19 protein-coding genes, 1 tRNA gene and 1 pseudogene are annotated in these 17,502 nt (G+C 60.3%); 3 read left to right on the forward strand and 18 right to left on the reverse strand.

All coding sequences use genetic code 11. The features are described from left to right. Window positions 1-10: 10 nt before the first annotated feature. The 9 genes from fdx to trmJ form a co-directional block, all read right to left on the reverse strand. A complete protein-coding gene (fdx, locus tag M5C01_RS24230; protein ID WP_103498545.1) occupies window positions 11-352 on the reverse strand; it encodes an ISC system 2Fe-2S type ferredoxin in 342 nt (113 codons plus the stop codon). 2 nt (window positions 353-354) lie between these two features. Then, window positions 355-2,217, reverse strand: coding sequence for a Fe-S protein assembly chaperone HscA (hscA, locus tag M5C01_RS24235; protein ID WP_152740969.1), 1,863 nt, complete (start codon window positions 2,215-2,217; stop codon window positions 355-357). Window positions 2,218-2,268: 51 nt separating this feature from the next. After that, window positions 2,269-2,790: a co-chaperone HscB gene (gene hscB / locus M5C01_RS24240; RefSeq protein WP_103498547.1), complete on the reverse strand. Its 522-nt coding sequence runs from the start codon at window positions 2,788-2,790 to the stop codon at window positions 2,269-2,271. Window positions 2,791-2,801: 11 nt separating this feature from the next. Next, entirely contained in the window at window positions 2,802-3,125 is a 324-nt protein-coding gene (gene iscA / locus M5C01_RS24245) for an iron-sulfur cluster assembly protein IscA (RefSeq protein ID WP_010565230.1), read from the reverse strand. 37 nt (window positions 3,126-3,162) lie between these two features. Next, on the reverse strand, window positions 3,163-3,549 hold the full coding sequence (gene iscU / locus M5C01_RS24250) for a Fe-S cluster assembly scaffold IscU (protein WP_003443374.1): 387 nt from the start codon (window positions 3,547-3,549) through the stop codon (window positions 3,163-3,165). A gap of 101 nt (window positions 3,550-3,650) precedes the next feature. Beyond that, window positions 3,651-4,865, reverse strand: a complete 1,215-nt coding sequence (locus M5C01_RS24255; protein ID WP_103498548.1) for an IscS subfamily cysteine desulfurase — start codon at window positions 4,863-4,865, stop codon at window positions 3,651-3,653. A 50-nt stretch (window positions 4,866-4,915) separates the two neighbouring features. Then, entirely contained in the window at window positions 4,916-5,407 is a 492-nt protein-coding gene (gene iscR, locus M5C01_RS24260) for a Fe-S cluster assembly transcriptional regulator IscR (RefSeq protein WP_103498549.1), read from the reverse strand. A 312-nt stretch (window positions 5,408-5,719) separates the two neighbouring features. Then, entirely contained in the window at window positions 5,720-6,496 is a 777-nt protein-coding gene (gene cysE, locus M5C01_RS24265) for a serine O-acetyltransferase (RefSeq protein WP_152740971.1), read from the reverse strand. Next, on the reverse strand, window positions 6,496-7,269 hold the full coding sequence (gene trmJ, locus M5C01_RS24270) for a tRNA (cytosine(32)/uridine(32)-2'-O)-methyltransferase TrmJ (RefSeq protein WP_100941404.1): 774 nt from the start codon (window positions 7,267-7,269) through the stop codon (window positions 6,496-6,498). Before trmJ ends, cysE begins: the two co-directional genes overlap by 1 nt. Before the next feature lie 144 nt (window positions 7,270-7,413). On the opposite strand from trmJ, the gene suhB reads away from it, so the two are divergent. After that, window positions 7,414-8,229 (forward strand): inositol-phosphate phosphatase, encoded by an 816-nt coding sequence (gene suhB, locus M5C01_RS24275; RefSeq protein WP_152740973.1) that lies wholly within the window; start codon window positions 7,414-7,416, stop codon window positions 8,227-8,229. A gap of 73 nt (window positions 8,230-8,302) precedes the next feature. Here suhB and M5C01_RS24280 read toward each other — a convergent pair whose 3' ends face one another. The 6 genes from M5C01_RS24280 to queA form a co-directional block, all read right to left on the reverse strand. Continuing rightward, on the reverse strand, window positions 8,303-8,869 hold the full coding sequence (locus M5C01_RS24280; RefSeq protein ID WP_103498552.1) for a glycine zipper 2TM domain-containing protein: 567 nt from the start codon (window positions 8,867-8,869) through the stop codon (window positions 8,303-8,305). A gap of 124 nt (window positions 8,870-8,993) precedes the next feature. After that, entirely contained in the window at window positions 8,994-9,908 is a 915-nt protein-coding gene (gene secF, locus M5C01_RS24285) for a protein translocase subunit SecF (RefSeq protein ID WP_100941401.1), read from the reverse strand. 9 nt (window positions 9,909-9,917) lie between these two features. Continuing rightward, window positions 9,918-11,786, reverse strand: coding sequence for a protein translocase subunit SecD (secD, locus tag M5C01_RS24290; RefSeq protein ID WP_152740974.1), 1,869 nt, complete (start codon window positions 11,784-11,786; stop codon window positions 9,918-9,920). Window positions 11,787-11,848: 62 nt separating this feature from the next. Continuing rightward, window positions 11,849-12,187 carry a preprotein translocase subunit YajC gene (gene yajC, locus M5C01_RS24295; protein ID WP_100941399.1) on the reverse strand — a complete coding sequence of 113 codons (339 nt, stop codon included), beginning with the start codon at window positions 12,185-12,187 and terminating at the stop codon, window positions 11,849-11,851. Between the two features lie 37 nt (window positions 12,188-12,224). Continuing rightward, the gene (gene tgt, locus M5C01_RS24300; protein WP_164886323.1) at window positions 12,225-13,340 is read right to left on the reverse strand and encodes a tRNA guanosine(34) transglycosylase Tgt; all 1,116 of its coding nucleotides are present in this window, start codon (window positions 13,338-13,340) and stop codon (window positions 12,225-12,227) included. Between the two features lie 14 nt (window positions 13,341-13,354). Beyond that, a complete protein-coding gene (gene queA / locus M5C01_RS24305) occupies window positions 13,355-14,419 on the reverse strand; it encodes a tRNA preQ1(34) S-adenosylmethionine ribosyltransferase-isomerase QueA (protein ID WP_152740975.1) in 1,065 nt (354 codons plus the stop codon). Window positions 14,420-14,527: 108 nt separating this feature from the next. Here queA and M5C01_RS24310 point away from each other — a divergent pair. Next, a tRNA-Leu gene (locus M5C01_RS24310) sits at window positions 14,528-14,612 on the forward strand. Window positions 14,613-14,776: 164 nt separating this feature from the next. Here the strand turns inward: M5C01_RS24310 and M5C01_RS24315 are convergent. Next, window positions 14,777-15,055 (reverse strand): DUF3077 domain-containing protein, encoded by a 279-nt coding sequence (locus M5C01_RS24315; RefSeq protein WP_152740976.1) that lies wholly within the window; start codon window positions 15,053-15,055, stop codon window positions 14,777-14,779. A 517-nt stretch (window positions 15,056-15,572) separates the two neighbouring features. Here M5C01_RS24315 and M5C01_RS24320 point away from each other — a divergent pair. After that, a pseudogene (locus tag M5C01_RS24320) lies at window positions 15,573-15,704 on the forward strand (TetR family transcriptional regulator); the annotation flags it as partial. Between the two features lie 86 nt (window positions 15,705-15,790). On the opposite strand, the gene M5C01_RS24325 reads toward M5C01_RS24320, so the two are convergent. Further along, a complete protein-coding gene (locus tag M5C01_RS24325; RefSeq protein WP_152740977.1) occupies window positions 15,791-16,486 on the reverse strand; it encodes a glutathione S-transferase family protein in 696 nt (231 codons plus the stop codon). A gap of 147 nt (window positions 16,487-16,633) precedes the next feature. Further along, on the reverse strand, window positions 16,634-17,380 hold the full coding sequence (locus tag M5C01_RS24330) for an SDR family oxidoreductase (protein WP_152740978.1): 747 nt from the start codon (window positions 17,378-17,380) through the stop codon (window positions 16,634-16,636). Window positions 17,381-17,502: the final 122 nt, after the last annotated feature.

Below are 17,502 nucleotides of genomic sequence, written 5' to 3' on the forward strand. Positions count from 1 at the left end.
ATTCCTTGAATCAATGCGGCGCTTCGGCGGCGTGGTTGAGCGAGTACTTCGGAATCTCGACGGTCAGGTCCTCAGTCCCGACTTTGGCCTGACAGGCCAGGCGCGACTGGGCTTCCAGCCCCCAAGCCTTGTCAAGGTAGTCCTCTTCCAGCTCATCGGCCTCTTCCAGCGAGTCGAAACCTTCGCGAATCAGGCAATGGCAAGTGGTACAGGCGCAGACACCGCCACAGGCACTTTCCATTTCGATATGGTGCTCATGGGCCAATTCGAGGATCGAGATCCCCGTTTCTGCCTCCACGACCAAGCCCTCAGGACAAAACTTCTCGTGAGGCAGAAAAATCACCTGCGGCATCGTTATTCCCCAATCTCATTCAGGTTGCGCCCCGCCAGCGCGGCTTTCACCGTCGAATCCAGGCGGCGGGCAGCAAAAGCATCGGTCACTTGCGACAGACGCTTGGTCTGCTGCTCGATGGCATAACCATCGGTGCCTTTCATCAGTTCGGTCAGTTCCTGGACCTGCAGGTCGATAACCATGCGTTCATCGGCATCCAACAAGCGTTCGCCATCGGCCTCCAAAGCCGCTTGCACGGCTTCGACCAGGCGCTGGGCATCGACCTGCTGCTCGCGCAGCACGCGAGCGACCTTGTCGTCACCGGCATACTGGAACGAATCCTTGAGCATCCTGGCGATTTCGCCGTCGGTCAGGCCGTAGGACGGCTTGACCTGGATGCTCGCCTCGACGCCCGAACCCAGTTCGCGGGCCGAGACATCGAGCAGACCGTCGGCATCGACCTGGAAGGTCACGCGGATCTTCGCCGCGCCCGCGACCATGGCCGGAATACCGCGCAGTTCGAAACGCGCCAGGGAGCGGCAGTCACTGATCAATTCACGCTCGCCTTGCAGCACGTGAATCATCATGGCCGACTGGCCGTCTTTATAAGTAGTGAAGTCCTGGGCACGGGCGACCGGGATGGTGGTGTTACGCGGAATCACCTTCTCCATCAGGCCGCCCATGGTTTCCAGGCCCAGGGACAACGGAATCACGTCCAGCAGCAGCAATTCGCCGCCATCGCGCTTGTTGCCGGCCAGGGTATCAGCCTGGATCGCGGCACCAATGGCCACCACCTGATCCGGGTCGATCTCGGTCAACGGCTGACGGCCGAACATCTCGGCGACCGCCTCGCGAACACGCGGCACACGGGTCGAGCCGCCGACCATGACCACGGCCTGGACCTCGTCGAGCTCCACGTTCGAGTCACGCACGGCGCGCCGGCAAGCCTTGAGGCTGCGGGCAACCATGGGCTCGATCAGCGCGTCGAAGGCTTCACGGCTCAACGCCGCGCGCCAGTCGCCATAGACCACCTCGACCGAAGCCGCATCGGTCAGGGCTTCCTTGGCGGCGCAAGCGGTTTGCAGCAGATGACGCTGTGTACCCGGATCGAGATCGGCGGACAACCCTGCCTGCTCGATGATCCAGCCGGCAATCGCATGGTCGAAGTCATCGCCACCCAGGGCGCTGTCGCCACCGGTGGCCAGTACCTCGAAGACACCACGGGTCAGGCGCAGGATCGAAATATCGAAAGTACCGCCGCCCAGGTCATAGATGGCAACCACGCCTTCGGCGTTCTGATCCAGACCGTAAGCCACCGCCGCCGCCGTCGGCTCATTGAGCAGGCGCAGCACGTTGAGTCCGGCCAGTCGGGCCGCATCCTTGGTTGCCTGGCGCTGGGGCTCGTCGAAATAAGCCGGCACGGTGATCACCGCCCCCACCAGTTCGCCACCCAGGCTTGCCTCGGCGCGCAGACGCAGCACCTTGAGGATCTCGGCGGACACTTCCACCGGGCTTTTCGGGCCCTGCACGGTATCGATGAACGGCATGTGCGACTCGCCGCCGACAAAGCGGTAAGGCAGTTGTTCGCCCAGTTGCTTGACGTCCGCCAGGCCACGGCCCATCAGGCGCTTCACCGACATCACGGTATTGAGCGGATCACCGGCGGCAGCCAACTTGGCCGACTGGCCGACTTCAACACGGTCGGCGTGATAGCGCACCGCGGACGGCAGGATCACCTGCCCGTCGGCATCGGGCAACGGCTCGGAAAGACCACTGCGCAATGCAGCGACCAGCGAATTGGTAGTGCCCAAGTCGATCCCCACAGCCAGGCGACGCTGGTGCGGTTGAGGACTCTGGCCGGGTTCGGCGATCTGCAGTAGGGCCATCGTTATCTGGACTTATCTGAATATCAGGCGTGCGACCGAGGCGGCACTGGGTTAATCGTCGAGGCGCTCTTCTAACTGGCGCACTTCGTAGGTGAGCTTGTCGAGAAACTGCATGCGCCGCATCAGGCGTTCGGCCTGTTCGCGTTGCGCGGCATCGTTCCAACAAGCTGCGAAGCTGTCGTTCAATTGATCCTGGGCGACTTTCAAGCGGCGCTTGAACGTGGCGATACCGGGCAGGTTCGCTTCGTCCTGCAACTCCTCGAGCTCCTCGCGCCATTGCATCTGCTGCATAAGGAAATCGGGGTCGTGCACCGTGACCTCCAGCGGCAACTCGCGACCGCCCATGGCGAGCAGGTAGCGCGCGCGCTTGGGAGGACTCTTGAGGGTCTGGTAGGCCTCGTTGAGGCTGGCGGACTGCTCCAGGGCCAGGCGTTGCTCACGCTCTGAAGCGTCGGCAAAGCGGTCCGGGTGCACACCGCGCGCCAGTTCTCGATAGCGCGCGGCCAACTGTTCGAGATCCAGCGTAAAGCTCGGCTGCAACTCGAATAAAGCGAAATGACAAGGAGTACCCACAACAAGAAGCCTCAGATGTTGAAGCTTTCGCCGCAGCCACATTCACCGCGCACGTTGGGGTTGTTGAACTTGAAGCCTTCGTTCAACCCTTCCTTGACGAAATCGAGCTCGGTGCCGTCCAGGTAGGTGAGGCTTTTCGGGTCGATGATCACTTTTTCGCCGTGACTCTCGAACACCTGATCTTCCGCCACCACTTCGTCGACGAACTCCAGCACATAGGCAAGGCCGGAACAGCCCGTGGTGCGAACACCCAGACGAATCCCTTCACCTTTGCCGCGCCCGTCAAGGGAGCGTCGCACGTGTCGAGCAGCCGCTTCTGTCATGCTGATAGCCATCGGTGACTCCTTACTAATCGCTTGAACGCCAGATCGTTTAGATCAGGCCTTTCTTCTGCTTGTAATCGCGAACGGCGGCCTTGATGGCGTCTTCGGCGAGGACCGAGCAGTGGATCTTCACTGGCGGCAGGGCCAGTTCTTCAGCCAGCTGAGTGTTCTTGATGGTCTCTGCTTCATCCAGAGTCTTGCCTTTCATCCACTCGGTAGCCAGGGAGCTGGAGGCGATAGCCGAACCGCAACCGTAGGTCTTGAACTTGGCGTCTTCGATGATGCCTTGCTCGTTGACCTTGATCTGCAGGCGCATCACGTCGCCGCACGCCGGAGCGCCGACCATGCCGGTGCCGACATCCGGGTCTTCGGCGTCCATCTTGCCGACGTTACGCGGGTTTTCGTAGTGGTCGATGACCTTTTCGCTGTAAGCCATGGTACTTAATCCTCACTCATCAGGGCCGCTCTCGGTCCTGTCGTTACGTCAGCCGTTGATTGCCGCGTCGCTACAGGACCTGTATGTGGCGGCTTCTTTATTTAGTGTGCCGCCCACTCGATCTTCGAGATATCGACGCCGTCTTTGAACATGTCCCACAGCGGCGACAGAGCGCGCAGCTTGGTGACGGCCTCGCAGACTTTCTGCGCGGCATAATCGATTTCTTCTTCGGTGGTGAAGCGACCGAAGGTGAAGCGGATCGAGCTGTGGGCCAGTTCGTCGTTGCGGCCCAGGGCGCGCAATACGTACGAAGGCTCCAGCGAAGCCGAGGTACAAGCGGAACCGGAGGAAACCGCGAGATCCTTGAGCGCCATGATCAGCGACTCGCCTTCGACGTAGTTGAAGCTCAGGTTCAGGTTGTGCGGTACACGGGCGGTCATGCTGCCGTTGATGTACAGCTCTTCCAGATGCTCGACCTGCTTGTAGAAGCGGTCGCTCAAGGCTTTGATGCGCAGGTTCTCGGCAGCCATGTCTTCCTTGGCCACGCGGAACGCTTCGCCCATGCCGACGATCTGGTGGGTCGCCAGGGTACCGGAACGCATGCCGCGCTCGTGACCGCCGCCGTGCATGGTCGCTTCGAGGCGAACACGCGGCTTGCGGCTGACATACAGCGCGCCGATGCCTTTAGGGCCGTAGGTCTTGTGGGCCGAGAAGGACATCAGGTCGACTTTCAGCTTCTGCAGGTCGATATCGACCTTGCCGGTGGACTGAGCGGCATCGACGTGGAACAGCACGCCACGGGAGCGGGTCAGCTCGCCGATGGCGGCGATGTCGTTGACGGTGCCGATCTCGTTGTTCACGTGCATGATCGAGACCAGGATGGTGTCGTCGCGCAGGGCGGCTTCAACCATGGCCGGAGTGATCAGGCCATCTTCACGAGGCTCGATGTAGGTGACTTCGAAACCTTCGCGCTCCAGTTGGCGCATGGTGTCGAGGACCGCCTTGTGTTCGATCTTGCTGGTGATCAGGTGCTTGCCCTTGGTGCCGTAGAAATGCGCAACCCCCTTGATCGCCAGGTTGTCGGACTCGGTGGCACCGGAGGTCCAGACGATTTCACGCGGGTCGGCATTGACCAGGTCGGCCACCTGGCGACGTGCGTTTTCCACGGACTCTTCGGCTTTCCAGCCGAACACGTGGGAACGGGACGCCGGGTTACCGAAGTTTCCGTCGACCAGCAGGCATTCACTCATTTTTTGCGCGACACGCGGATCAACCGGGGTAGTCGCTGAGTAATCAAGGTAAATCGGCAATTTCATGGATACTCTCCTAAATCAGGCTGGCTGGCGCACCGTTGGCTCTTTGGCTGTCATTCGACGGTGGACGCTTCGATCTTGTCCAGGTGTAGCGCCCTGCTATTACCGCGGCGCTGATCCTGACGCTGGGCGACTTCTTGCACTTCACGGCGAGTGACAAGGTCCGCCAAGCTGATACCGCTGAGAAATTCGTGGATCTGCAGGCTGAGGTCGCACCACAGATGGTGGGTCAGGCAGGTATCGCCGCCATGGCAATCGCCCAGCCCCTGGCATTTGGTGGCATCGACCGATTCGTTCACGGCATCGATCACCTGGGCGACCTGGATCCCCTGCATGTCACGCGACAGCTGGTAGCCGCCGCCGGGACCGCGCACACTGGACACCAGGTTGCTGCGGCGCAACTTGGCGAAAAGCTGTTCGAGGTAGGACAGGGAGATGCCTTGGCGCTCGGAGATATCGGCCAGAGACACCGGCCCGCGTTGCGCGTGCAACGCCAGGTCGAGCATGGCGGTCACGGCGTATCGGCCTTTTGTAGTCAGTCGCATGGACAGGTACCACGGAGTTACGGGATCGGGATGGGGAAGAGTATGCTATTCCCGAGTATTTAAGTCAACTATAAGACCTAGTGCTTTAGTCGGGTTTACCGCGAAAAGCGCGCGCAAATTGTAGCAAAGTCTGGGGCGTAATGGCATCACCGCCGTCGTGACTGACTGGTGGTTCCTTGGCGCCCTTCAGGACGTCTTCGCGGGCAAGCTCCGCTCCCACAGGTTTTGCGCCGTACGTGATGTATGTGTACGACGCGGATCACTGTGGGAGCGGAGCTTGCCCGCGAATGAGGCCGGCAAGTCCGACAAAGATCAGCCCGCTTTGGCCTCGGCCTCGCTCTTCACCTCGACAAACCCATCACACTGCAACTCCGGCAGCTCCTTGGCGCAATACGTGCTGCCCAGGTCCTTCAGCGCCCCACACACCCCCTCCAGACGCCCATCCACCGCCTGCAGGTGATCGAGCAACTGGCCAATGGCCCGCGCCACCGGGTCCGGCATATCTTCGCTGACGCCATAGGCATCGAAACCAATCTTCTCCGCCATGGCCTTGCGCTTGGCTTCGACCTGATCGTCGGCCTTCATGATGATCCGCCCAGGAATCCCCACTACGGTCGCACCGGCCGGCACCGCCTTGGTCACCACCGCATTGGACCCGACCTTGGCCCCGGCACCGACGGTAAACGGCCCGAGCACCTTGGCACCGGCGCCCACCACCACGCCATCCTCCAAAGTCGGATGACGCTTGCCCTTGTTCCAACTGGTACCGCCCAGGGTCACTCCCTGGTAGATGGTCACGTCATCGCCGATCTCGGCGGTTTCGCCGATCACGATGCCCATGCCATGGTCGATAAAGAACCGCCGCCCGACCTTGGCCCCGGGGTGGATCTCGATGCCGGTCAGCCAACGACCGAAGTTCGACACCACCCGCGCCAGCCATTTCCAGCCCATGCCCCACAAGGCATGACCCAGGCGATGCAGCCAGATGGCATGCAGGCCCGGGTAGCAGGTCAGCACTTCGAAGGCATTACGCGCCGCCGGATCACGGTGGAATACGCTCTGGATATCTTCTCGCAAACGCTCGAACATCACTGATCCTTCCGCTTAAGGAGCTCGCCCCGGGCCGCTTTTTCGGTTTCCGTGAGGATGCCCCGCAAAATATTCATCTCGGCCCGACTGACCGAACTGCGCCCGTACAGGCGACGCAACCGTGCCATCAAATGGCGCGGTTTTTCGGGGTCGAGGAAGTCGATGGCCACCAGGGTCTGTTCCAGATGGCCGTAGAACCGCTCCATCTCATCCATGGTCGCCAGCTCTTCGCTGCGCGTCGACGCCACTTCATGCTTCTCTACCTTGCTCGGCTGCCCGACGGCCGCCAGCCAGGACATCCGCACTTCATAGCTCAGCACCTGCACCGCCGTGGCGAGGTTGAGCGAACTGAAGTCCGGATCGGACGGGATATGTACGTGATAATGACATCGCTGCAGCTCGTCGTTGGTCAGGCCGGAATCTTCACGACCGAACACCAGCGCGATCTCGGCACCCTGCCCGGCCTCCTCGACCACCTTCAACCCGGATTCACGGGGATCGAGCAACGGCCACGGAATCCGCCGATCGCGAGCACTGGTACCAAACACCAGGTTGCAACCGACCAATGCGTCTTCCAAGGTGGCGACGACTTGCGCGTTTTCAAGGATATCGGTAGCACCAGAAGCCCGCGCATCGGCTTCAGCGGACGGAAAGATCCGCGGCTCCACCAGCACCAGGCGCGACAGCCCCATGTTCTTCATGGCCCGCGCGGCCCCGCCGATATTGCCCGGATGACTGGTATTGACCAGGACAACACGAATATTTTGCAGCACGAGAGACACTCTCAGACTCGGCGAAGGGGAGCAAATCTTACAGAAGCACTGGGGATTGCGCCACGAGCGCCAACGTCGTCCTTCTCCCCCGGGACTTTTCTGGTAGAATGTTCGGCTTTCTTTAACACTCTAGGTGAAACGTCCATGCAGCCCATGCTGAATATCGCGCTGCGCGCCGCCCGCAGCGCCAGTGAATTGATTTTCCGCTCCATCGAGCGCCTGGATACCATCAAGGTCGACGAAAAAGACGCCAAGGACTATGTGTCCGAAGTGGATCGCGCCGCCGAACAGAAAATTATCGACGCGCTGCGCAAGGCCTATCCGACCCACGCCATTCGTGGCGAAGAAACCGGCTTCCACGCCGGCAGCGGCGAAGGCGAAGAATACCTGTGGATCATCGACCCACTGGATGGCACCACCAACTTCCTGCGTGGCATCCCGCACTTCGCGGTCAGCATCGCCTGCAAATACCGTGGTCGCCTGGAACACGCCGTGGTCCTCGACCCGGTCCGCCAGGAAGAATTCACCGCCTCCCGTGGCCGTGGCGCCCAGCTCAATGGCCGTCGCCTGCGCGTCAGCGGTCGCACCAGCCTGGACGGCGCCCTGCTGGGTACCGGTTTCCCGTTCCGTGACGACCAGATGGACAACCTGGACAACTACCTGGGCATGTTCCGCGCCCTGGTCGGCCAGACCGCCGGCATCCGCCGCGCCGGTGCCGCGAGCCTGGACCTGGCCTATGTGGCCGCCGGTCGTTTCGATGCATTCTGGGAATCGGGCCTGTCCGAGTGGGACATGGCGGCGGGCGCCCTGCTGATCCAGGAAGCCGGCGGCCTGGTGAGCGACTTCACCGGCGGTCACGACTTCCTGGAAAAAGGCCATATCGTTGCCGGCAACACCAAGTGCTTCAAGGCCGTACTGACGGCGATCCAGCCGCACCTGCCGGCTTCGCTGAAGCGCTAAGCTTTCGCCGAACATAAAAATGCCCCGTATCTTGCGATACGGGGCATTTTTTATGTCCCTACAACAGTAGCCGTTACTGGCCCGGCTGCGGAGCTGGCTGACCCTGGTTCTGACTCAGGACCAGATGACCATCCTTGTCCACCGGGATCTGGTTGCCCGGATCACGATCCATCCGGATCTTGCCTTCCTTGCCGCCCAACTGATAACGCACGTCGTAGCCGACCACCTTGTCGCTGACATCGTTGACCGTGTTGCAGCGTTTCTGGGTCGTGGTGTAGGTGTCACGCTCCTGCATGCCCTCCTGCACCTTGTTACCGGCATAACCGCCGCCGACCGCACCGACCACGGTGGCCAGGGTCTTGCCGCGACCGCCGCCGACCAGGCTGCCGAGCAGACCACCGCCGACCGCACCCAACGCGGTACCGGCCAGGCGGTGCTCATCCTGGACCGGCTTCTGCCGGGTCACCGCGACATCTTCACAGACTTGGCGCGGGGTCTTGATCTGGGTCTTGACCGGCTCTACCGCCAATACTTGCGCATACTCAGGGCCGCTTTTTACCAGGCTGTAGGTGGCAACAGCACCTCCGGCAGTGACACCGACAGCACCCAATACCGCACCTACCAGCAACGACTTGTTCACGTGAACCTCCTGACCATCACAAGTGGATCGGTGCCCACTTTTCTCTATGGCTTTGGAGTACAAAAAAAGGCGCGAGTTCAACACTCGCGCCTTTATCAGCAAACAGCCCGAAGAAAGATTTCCGTCAAGGACGGTCGTCGACTTCCTTCTGGGTATTGGCCGGAGGAATCAGGTCCTCGCTGTTCAGGTTCAGCCAGATCAGCACCACGTTGGCGATGTAGATCGACGAGTAGGTACCCGCCAACACACCGATAAACAGGGCGATGGAGAAACCGAACAGGTTATCGCCACCGAAGAACAGCAGCGCGGAAATCGCCAGCAAGGTGGAGATCGACGTCGCCATGGTCCGCAGCAGGGTCTGGGTGGTCGAGACGTTGATGTTCTCGATCAGAGTGGCCTTGCGCAGCACACGGAAGTTCTCACGCACCCGGTCGAAGACCACGATGGTGTCATTGAGCGAGTAACCGATGATCGCCAGTACCGCCGCCAGCACCGTCAGGTCGAAGGTGACCTGGAAGAACGAGAGGATACCCACCGTCACCACCACGTCGTGGACCAGCGAGACGATGGCGCCCACCGCGAACTTCCACTGGAAGCGGAACGCCAGGTAGATCAATACGCCGCCCAGCGCCATGAGCATGCCGAGGCCGCCCTGGTCGCGCAGCTCTTCACCGACCTGCGGGCCGACGAACTCGACGCGCTTGATCTGTACCGGGTTGTCGCCGCCCAGTTTCTGCAGCGCCTCGGCGACCTGATGGCCCAGCTGCGGGTCTTCACCCGGCATGCGCACCAGCAAGTCGGTGGTCGCGCCGAAACTCTGCACGATCGCCTCGTGATAACCGGCCTCAGCCAGCTCTCCGCGCACCTTGGTGACATCCGCCGCATGCTCGTAGGTCAGCTCGATGAGCGTACCGCCGGTGAAGTCCAGACCGTAGTTCATGCCCTTGTGAAAGCAGCTGAACAAGGCCAATGCGGTGAGGAACAGGGTGACGCCGAACGCAACGTTGCGAACACCCATGAAGTTGATAGTACGTAACATGGCAGCCCCTTAAATCCACAACTTCTTGAAGTCACGACCGCCGAAGATCAGGTTGACCATCGCGCGGGTCACCAGAATGGCCGTGAACATCGAGGTAAAGATCCCGAGGGACATGGTCACCGCAAAGCCCTTGACCGGGCCGGTCCCCATGGCAAAGAGGATGCCGCCCACCAGCAAGGTGGTCAGGTTGGCGTCGATAATCGCCGTGAACGCACGACCAAAGCCTTCGTTGATCGCTCGCTGCACCGTCATTCCCGCGGCGATCTCTTCACGTATCCGCGAGAAGATCAGCACGTTGGCGTCCACCGCCATACCCATGGTCAGGACGATACCGGCAATACCCGGCAGGGTCAGCGTTGCCCCCAGCAAGGACATCAGCGCCAGCAAGGCGACCATGTTGAAGGCCAGGGCCACGGTGGCGATGATGCCGAAAAAGCGGTAGATGGCGATGATGAACAGCGAGACGAACAGCATGCCCCACAGCGACGCATCGATACCCTTGGTGATGTTGTCGGCACCCAGGCTTGGACCGATGGTACGTTCTTCCGCGAAGTACATCGGCGCGGCCAGACCACCGGCACGCAGCAGCAGCGCCAGTTCCGAGGACTCGCCCTGGCCGTTCAGGCCGGTGATGCGGAACTGACTGCCCAGCGGCGACTGGATGGTCGCCAGGCTGATGATCTTCTTCTCTTCCTTGAAGGTCTGCACCGGCACGTCTTTTTCGACGCCATCCACAACCTGCTTGGTGTAGGTGGTGATCGGCTTCTGCTCGATGAAGATCACCGCCATGCTGCGACCGACGTTGCTGCGGGTCGCGCGGCTCATCAGGTCACCACCGTGGCCATCGAGCTTGATGTTCACCTGCGGACGACCGTGTTCGTCGAAACCCGCCTGGGCATCGGTCACCTGGTCACCGGTGATGATCAGACCACGCTCGATCTGCGCCGGAGGACGATTGCCTTCACGGAACTCGAACTCTTCGGAAGTCGCCTTCGAAGCACCCGGTTCAGCGGCCAGACGGAACTCCAGGTTGGCGGTCTTGCCGAGGATCCGCTTGGCTTCAGCGGTGTCCTGTACGCCTGGCAGTTCGACCACGATGCGGTTGGCACCCTGACGTTGCACCAGCGGCTCGGCCACACCCAGCTCGTTGACGCGGTTACGGACCGTGGTCAAGTTCTGCTTGATGGAGTATTCGCGGATTTCCGCCAGCTTGGCCGGGGTCATCGCCAGACGCAGTACCGGCTGCTCGCCGAGGTCGGCCGTTACAATGTCGAAATCGTTGAAGTTCTTGCGAATCAGCGCACGGGCCTGTTCACGGGTATCCGCGTCAGCAAAGCCCAACTGGATGGCGCCATTGAACGGTGGCAGGGTGCGATAACGCACACGCTCCTTGCGCAACAGGCTCTTGACGTCGCCGTCATAGACTTTCAGGCGGGCGTCGACGGCTTTTTCCATGTCCACTTCCAGCAGGAAGTGCACACCACCGGACAAGTCCAGACCCAGCTTCATCGGGTGCGCGCCAAGGCTGCGCAACCATTGTGGAGTGGTCTGTGCCAGGTTCAGGGCCACGACATAGTCGTCGCCGAGGGCTTTACGCACCACGTCCTTGGCCGGCAGTTGGTCTTCCTGCCTGGTCAGACGAATCAGGCCGCCCTTGCCGCCGGCAGCCAGAGTGGCGCCCTTGACGGTGATCTTGGCGTCGGTGAGCGCTTTGCTCACGCGGTCCAGATCGGCCTGGGTGACCTGCAGTGCAGTGCTTGCGCCGCTGACCTGGATCGCCGGATCGTCTGGATAGAGATTGGGAGCGGAATAAATAAAACCGATCGCCAGCACCGCCAGGATCAGTAGGTATTTCCACAGAGGGTATTTGTTCAGCATCACGCCGCCCGCTTATGACGCGGGGCGCCTTGCGCGCCCCGTCGATTGTTAAGAGTTGAAACCTAGATCGCTTTCAGCGTGCCTTTAGGCAGGGTGGCCGCGATGGCCCCCTTCTGAAACTTCATTTCGACGGTGTCGGACACTTCCAGAACCACGAAATCGTCGCTCACTTTGGTGATCTTGCCGGCGATACCGCCGGTGGTGACCACTTCGTCACCCTTGGCCAGGTTGCCCAGCAGGTTCTTCTGCTCCTTGGCGCGCTTGGCCTGCGGACGCCAGATCATCAGGTAGAAGATGACCAGGAAGCCGACCAGGAAGATCCATTCGAAACCACCGCCCATCGGGCCTGCAGCAGCAGGCGCGGCGCCGTCGGCGAACGCGTTAGAGATGAAAAAGCTCATTTAGCACTCCAGTTGCAATCATTCAATTCTGAAAAATTCAGTCCAAAGGCGGTACGGGAAGCCCGCGTTTGGCGTAGAAGGCATCGACAAAGGCGGCCAATGTACCCTGTTGAATAGCCTCGCGCAAACCAGCCATCAGGCGCTGGTAATGGCGCAAATTGTGGATCGTATTCAACATGCTCCCCAGCATTTCGCCGCACTTGTCCAAATGATGCAGATAAGCACGGGAGAAGTTCTGGCAGGTGTAGCAATCGCAGGTCGGATCCAGCGGCGATTCATCATGGCGATGGAACGCGTTGCGGATCTTCAGCACGCCGGTATCGATGAACAGATGCCCATTGCGGGCATTACGGGTTGGCATCACGCAATCGAACATGTCCACCCCGCGGCGCACACCCTCCACCAGATCTTCCGGCTTGCCAACGCCCATAAGGTAACGAGGTTTGTCAGCAGGCATCAGGCCGGGCAGGTAATCCAGCACCTTGATCATTTCGTGCTTGGGCTCGCCCACCGACAGGCCGCCGATGGCCAGGCCGTCGAAGCCGATCTGGTCGAGGCCTTCGAGGGAGCGCTTGCGCAGGCTTTCGTGCATGCCGCCCTGGACGATGCCGAACAACGCGGCGGTGTTTTCGCCGTGGGCGTTTTTCGAGCGCTGGGCCCAACGCAGCGACAGCTCCATGGACACACGGGCGACGTCTTCGTCAGCCGGGTACGGGGTGCACTCGTCGAAAATCATCACGATGTCCGAGCCCAGGTCGCGCTGGACCTGCATCGACTCTTCCGGGCCCATGAAGACCTTGGCGCCGTCGACCGGCGAGGCGAAGGTCACGCCCTCCTCCTTGATCTTGCGCATGGCGCCCAGGCTGAACACCTGGAAACCACCGGAGTCGGTGAGGATCGGGCCTTTCCACTGCATGAAATCGTGCAGGTCGCCGTGGGCCTTGATCACCTCGGTGCCGGGACGCAGCCACAGGTGGAAGGTGTTGCCGAGGATGATTTCGGCGCCAGTGGCGACGATATCCCGAGGCAGCATGCCCTTGACCGTGCCGTAGGTACCCACGGGCATGAAGGCCGGGGTTTCGACGGTACCGCGGGGGAAGGTCAGGCGACCGCGACGAGCCTTGCCATCAGTGGCGAGCAGCTCGAACGACATACGACAGTTGCGACTCATGCTTGGTCCTCTGGGGCCCGATCCTTGGGTGCGGCAGGCGCCGGGTTGCGGGTGATGAACATCGCATCACCGTAGCTGAAGAAGCGGTAGCCGTTGTCCACGGCGGCCTTGTAGGCGGCCATGGTCTCGGGGTAACCGGCGAAGGCCGAAACCAGCATCAGCAGCGTGGATTCGGGCAGGTGGAAATTGGTCACCAGGGCATCGACCACATGGAAGGGACGGCCCGGGTAGATAAAGATGTCGGTGTCGCCACTGAACGGCTTGAGCACACCATCGCGGGCGGCGCTTTCCAGCGAACGGACGCTGGTGGTGCCCACGGCGATCACCCGACCGCCGCGTGCACGACAGGCGGCAACGGCATCGACCACTTCCTGGCTGACTTCCAGCCATTCGTGGTGCATATGGTGGTCTTCGAGACGCTCCACACGGACCGGCTGGAAGGTCCCGGCGCCGACGTGCAGGGTGACGAAAGCGCGTTCAACACCCTTGGCGGCGATGGCATCCAGCAGCGGCTGATCGAAATGCAGCCCGGCGGTGGGGGCGGCCACGGCGCCGAGGCGCTCGGCGTAGACGGTCTGATAACGCTCGCGGTCGGCGCCTTCGTCGGGGCGATCTATATAAGGAGGCAACGGCATATGGCCGACGCGTTCCAGCAGCGGCAGCACTTCTTCGGCGAAGCCCAGTTCGAAGAGCGTGTCGTGGCGGGCGAGCATCTCGGCTTCGCCGCCGCCATCGATCAGGATCTTCGAGCCGGGTTTGGGCGACTTGCTGGAGCGCACATGGGCCAGCACGCGGTGGGTATCGAGGACCCTTTCCACGAGGATTTCCAGCTTGCCGCCGGAGGCTTTCTGGCCGAACAGGCGGGCCGGAATGACCCGGGTATTGTTGAACACCATCAGATCGCCTGGGCGTAAATGCTCAAGCAAATCAGTGAATTGACGGTGTGCAAGAGCGCCGCTGGGGCCGTCGAGGGTCAGCAGGCGACTGAGGCGTCGCTCGGCCAAAGGATGGCGAGCGATCAGGGAATCGGGGAGCTCGAAAGTAAAGTCAGCGACGCGCATGATGGGGTTCGTTCAGCAGGGCCGGGAAGTTTAGCGGAAATCGTAAAAATTGACCACGAAAGCCGATTGACCAACGGTAATCACGTCTCTATACTTCGCCGCCATTGAGCCCTGATGGCGGAATTGGTAGACGCGGCGGATTCAAAATCCGTTTTCGAAAGGAGTGGGAGTTCGAGTCTCCCTCGGGGCACCATCTTAAAAAAGACCTTGAATTTCAAGGTCTTTTTTTTCGCCTACAGAAAAGCGAAAGGCACCACGATCCCTGTAGGAGCCGAGCTTGCTCGCGAAGAACGATAATGCGGTGAGCCTGCCGTGCGCCGCCGCCAATCCCGACATCAATCGAAGATCGCCCGGTCCTTACCCCCTCTCCCCACGCAACATCCCCTGCGTCAAATCGTCGATGACGGCCTTGCCCATCTCGCCCAGGTAATGCGAGGCCCAGGCATAGCGTTCACCGTCGCTTTCCAGGGCAGCATCGAGAGAAAGTGCTTTGGCGCAATAGAGCAGGAGGGACGCGTGCTCCATGGCTTCCAGAATGGGAACGCCGGGGTTCACACGGAACAGTTCACGACCTTGGGAGCCGCACTTGGAAAAAGTGATGACACCAAGGGTTTTGCTTGTGGGTGGATTGGTCATTGGACACCTCCGGCGTGGACCCGGGTACCGAGGGTAAGAACATGCAAAGTCGACCCATCAAAAACGTTCATACGCAGGACTCCTAATGTGAGGGAGCTACCACGTTCGTTTCCAGGCGAATGGGTGGCAGCTGTACGCAGGCTGGAAACCGGGACAATAGGAAAACCCGGCAGACCCAAGGGCCTCCCGCGCACAGCCGCCATAACACGCAGAGACTGGCACAAAAAAGCACCAGCAGTCGTGATGAATGGTGGCGCCTATGCGCCCATTGTTCCACAGGTTTCCAGGCCCGGTCGCCGAATTGGCAGCGACAGGAAAAAGGTAGCGCGCACAGTGGGGAGCTGCAATGTGAGTGGTGGAGGTATGTAAGTCGAAAAATTTCAGTCGGCGTAGAAGATCGTTCACAGCCCCAAGCTAGACCCTAATCTACCCGAAGTGCATTACGATCATTCAGGGATGACGTCTTGGGCTGCGGCAAAAATAAATCCGTCACCATTTCCACAGTCACCATTTCCGCAATGAGGTCGCCCAGCGGGCGAAGATATCCAAGCTAAGCATCTATCGGCACTTCGAGAACAAGGAGGTGCTGTTCAGCGCGGCCATCGCGGCCCACTGCCAGCAGTTTGCACCACAGGCCCTCTTTGAAGGCTTCGGCGATTAGGAGCTTAATTGCCCCGGCCAGCCTGGCCAGCGCCCCTGCTGGCCAAGCTGGCGGCGGCGCGATCGCATCGGCATTCAAAGGGGATGCGTTTCCGATGCAGTAGCCAAGAGTGCTCTTGCTTCCTGCAAGTGCTTGCGGAACCGGATGACATAGTCCTCTGCAACTGCCGCCTGAATGCTGAAACGGCTGGCCAGCGCACGACGCCAATCAGCCACTCGACTCAGTCCATCGAACAACTGATGATTGGGCTCGAATCCAAGTATGTCGAAATAGCGAAAAACTGGAGCCACGGCGATGTCGACCATGCTGAGCCTCTCGCCGAAGAAATAAGGGCCGTCCGATATTTCACTGTCGAATCGTTCCAGCTTTCCTCTCAACGCTGCAGATTTGCCAAGGGCCGTCTGCTGGTCGGTGGCGTTCAAAAATCCCCATGCATCCGCCAGCGTGGCAGAGGCGAATTCGATCCATGCACGGTGTTGTGCTCGGATCAACGCATTCATTGGATGTAACGCAGGTTCCGGGTACACCTCCTCCAGGTATTCGCAAATGGCGACGCTCTCGAATAGAACGGACTCGCCTTCACTGCCGTCTGGAACCTTGAGCAGCGGAACCTTACCGCTTGGCGACATCGCCAGAAACCAGTCCGGCCTGTCGCGAAGATCGACATCGATACGCTGAAAGGTAATACCTTTTTCGAGTAACACGATGGCCACTCGCTGAACGAATGGGCATAACGGATGGCTGACAAGTGTGAACTGTGACTGTGGCATTGGAATAGACCCACTGAAGAATCAAAGCCCGCCGCCACGAGTGGGGGCGGGCCGTATAGAAGCTACGTCCGTGACTTCAAGAAAGCCTGAATGGCAATCAATTTTCCGTAAAAGCGCAGGAGACGTTCCTTCGCGTATCGTTGGCAGCTAAAGCGAGCGGCCACCGTCGACGATGAGTTCCGAGCCAACCGTCCATCGTGACTCGTCTGACGCCAGGTACAGCACGGCCTTGGCCACTTCCTCGGGCGTACCAAACCGGCCAAACGGAATGGTCGCGGCGATATCCTGGTTGAGCTGTTCGCGATAGGCATCGGGAATGCCGAGCTTGTCGTAAAGCGGCGTATCAATCGGACCAGGGCTGACTGCATTGAGGCGAATACCACGCGGGAGCAGTTCGCTAGAAAGCGTCTTCGACATGTTCAGGAACGCGGCCTTGGTCGCGCCATAAACTGATGAACGCGCGGCGCCGAGGTGTGCACTAACCGAGGTATTGAGAACCACCGACGCAGGGTTCGCGAAGACTGGTAGCAATGCCTGGATCAGAAAGTACGGCCCCTTAACGTTGATGTCGAAGGAGCGATCGAACATTTCCTCCGTCCACTCTTCGATCGGCAGCCAAACGGATACGCCTGCATTGAGAAAGGCAACATCGAGTTGGCCATAGTGAGCCTGAACGGCCTGCGCCAGTTCCTTCTGCGCATCGATGCTGGCTGAGTCAGCACGCAGTACCAATACTTCGCTTCCCAGTTCCGCCTGGGCCTTTGCGATGGACTCCGGATTGACTCCGGTAACGATCACGCGCGCGCCTTCGGCGAGGAACTGCTTAGCCGTTTCCAGGCCAATGCCGCTGGTACCGCCGGTGATGAGAGTGCGTTTGCCTTGCAATCGGGACATGTAAGTTTCCTTTTCGGTTTTTCACGGTCAGTCGATGTACTGACCTGCCAGAGGGAAACTATGTATTCATACCTGCGCGTTGATAAGATGGCCTATTCGAATACATTTCATGCTGGTATTGC

This window comes from Pseudomonas sp. MWU12-2319 (assembly GCF_023242525.1).
Lineage (GTDB): Bacteria > Pseudomonadota > Gammaproteobacteria > Pseudomonadales > Pseudomonadaceae > Aquipseudomonas > Aquipseudomonas gingeri_D.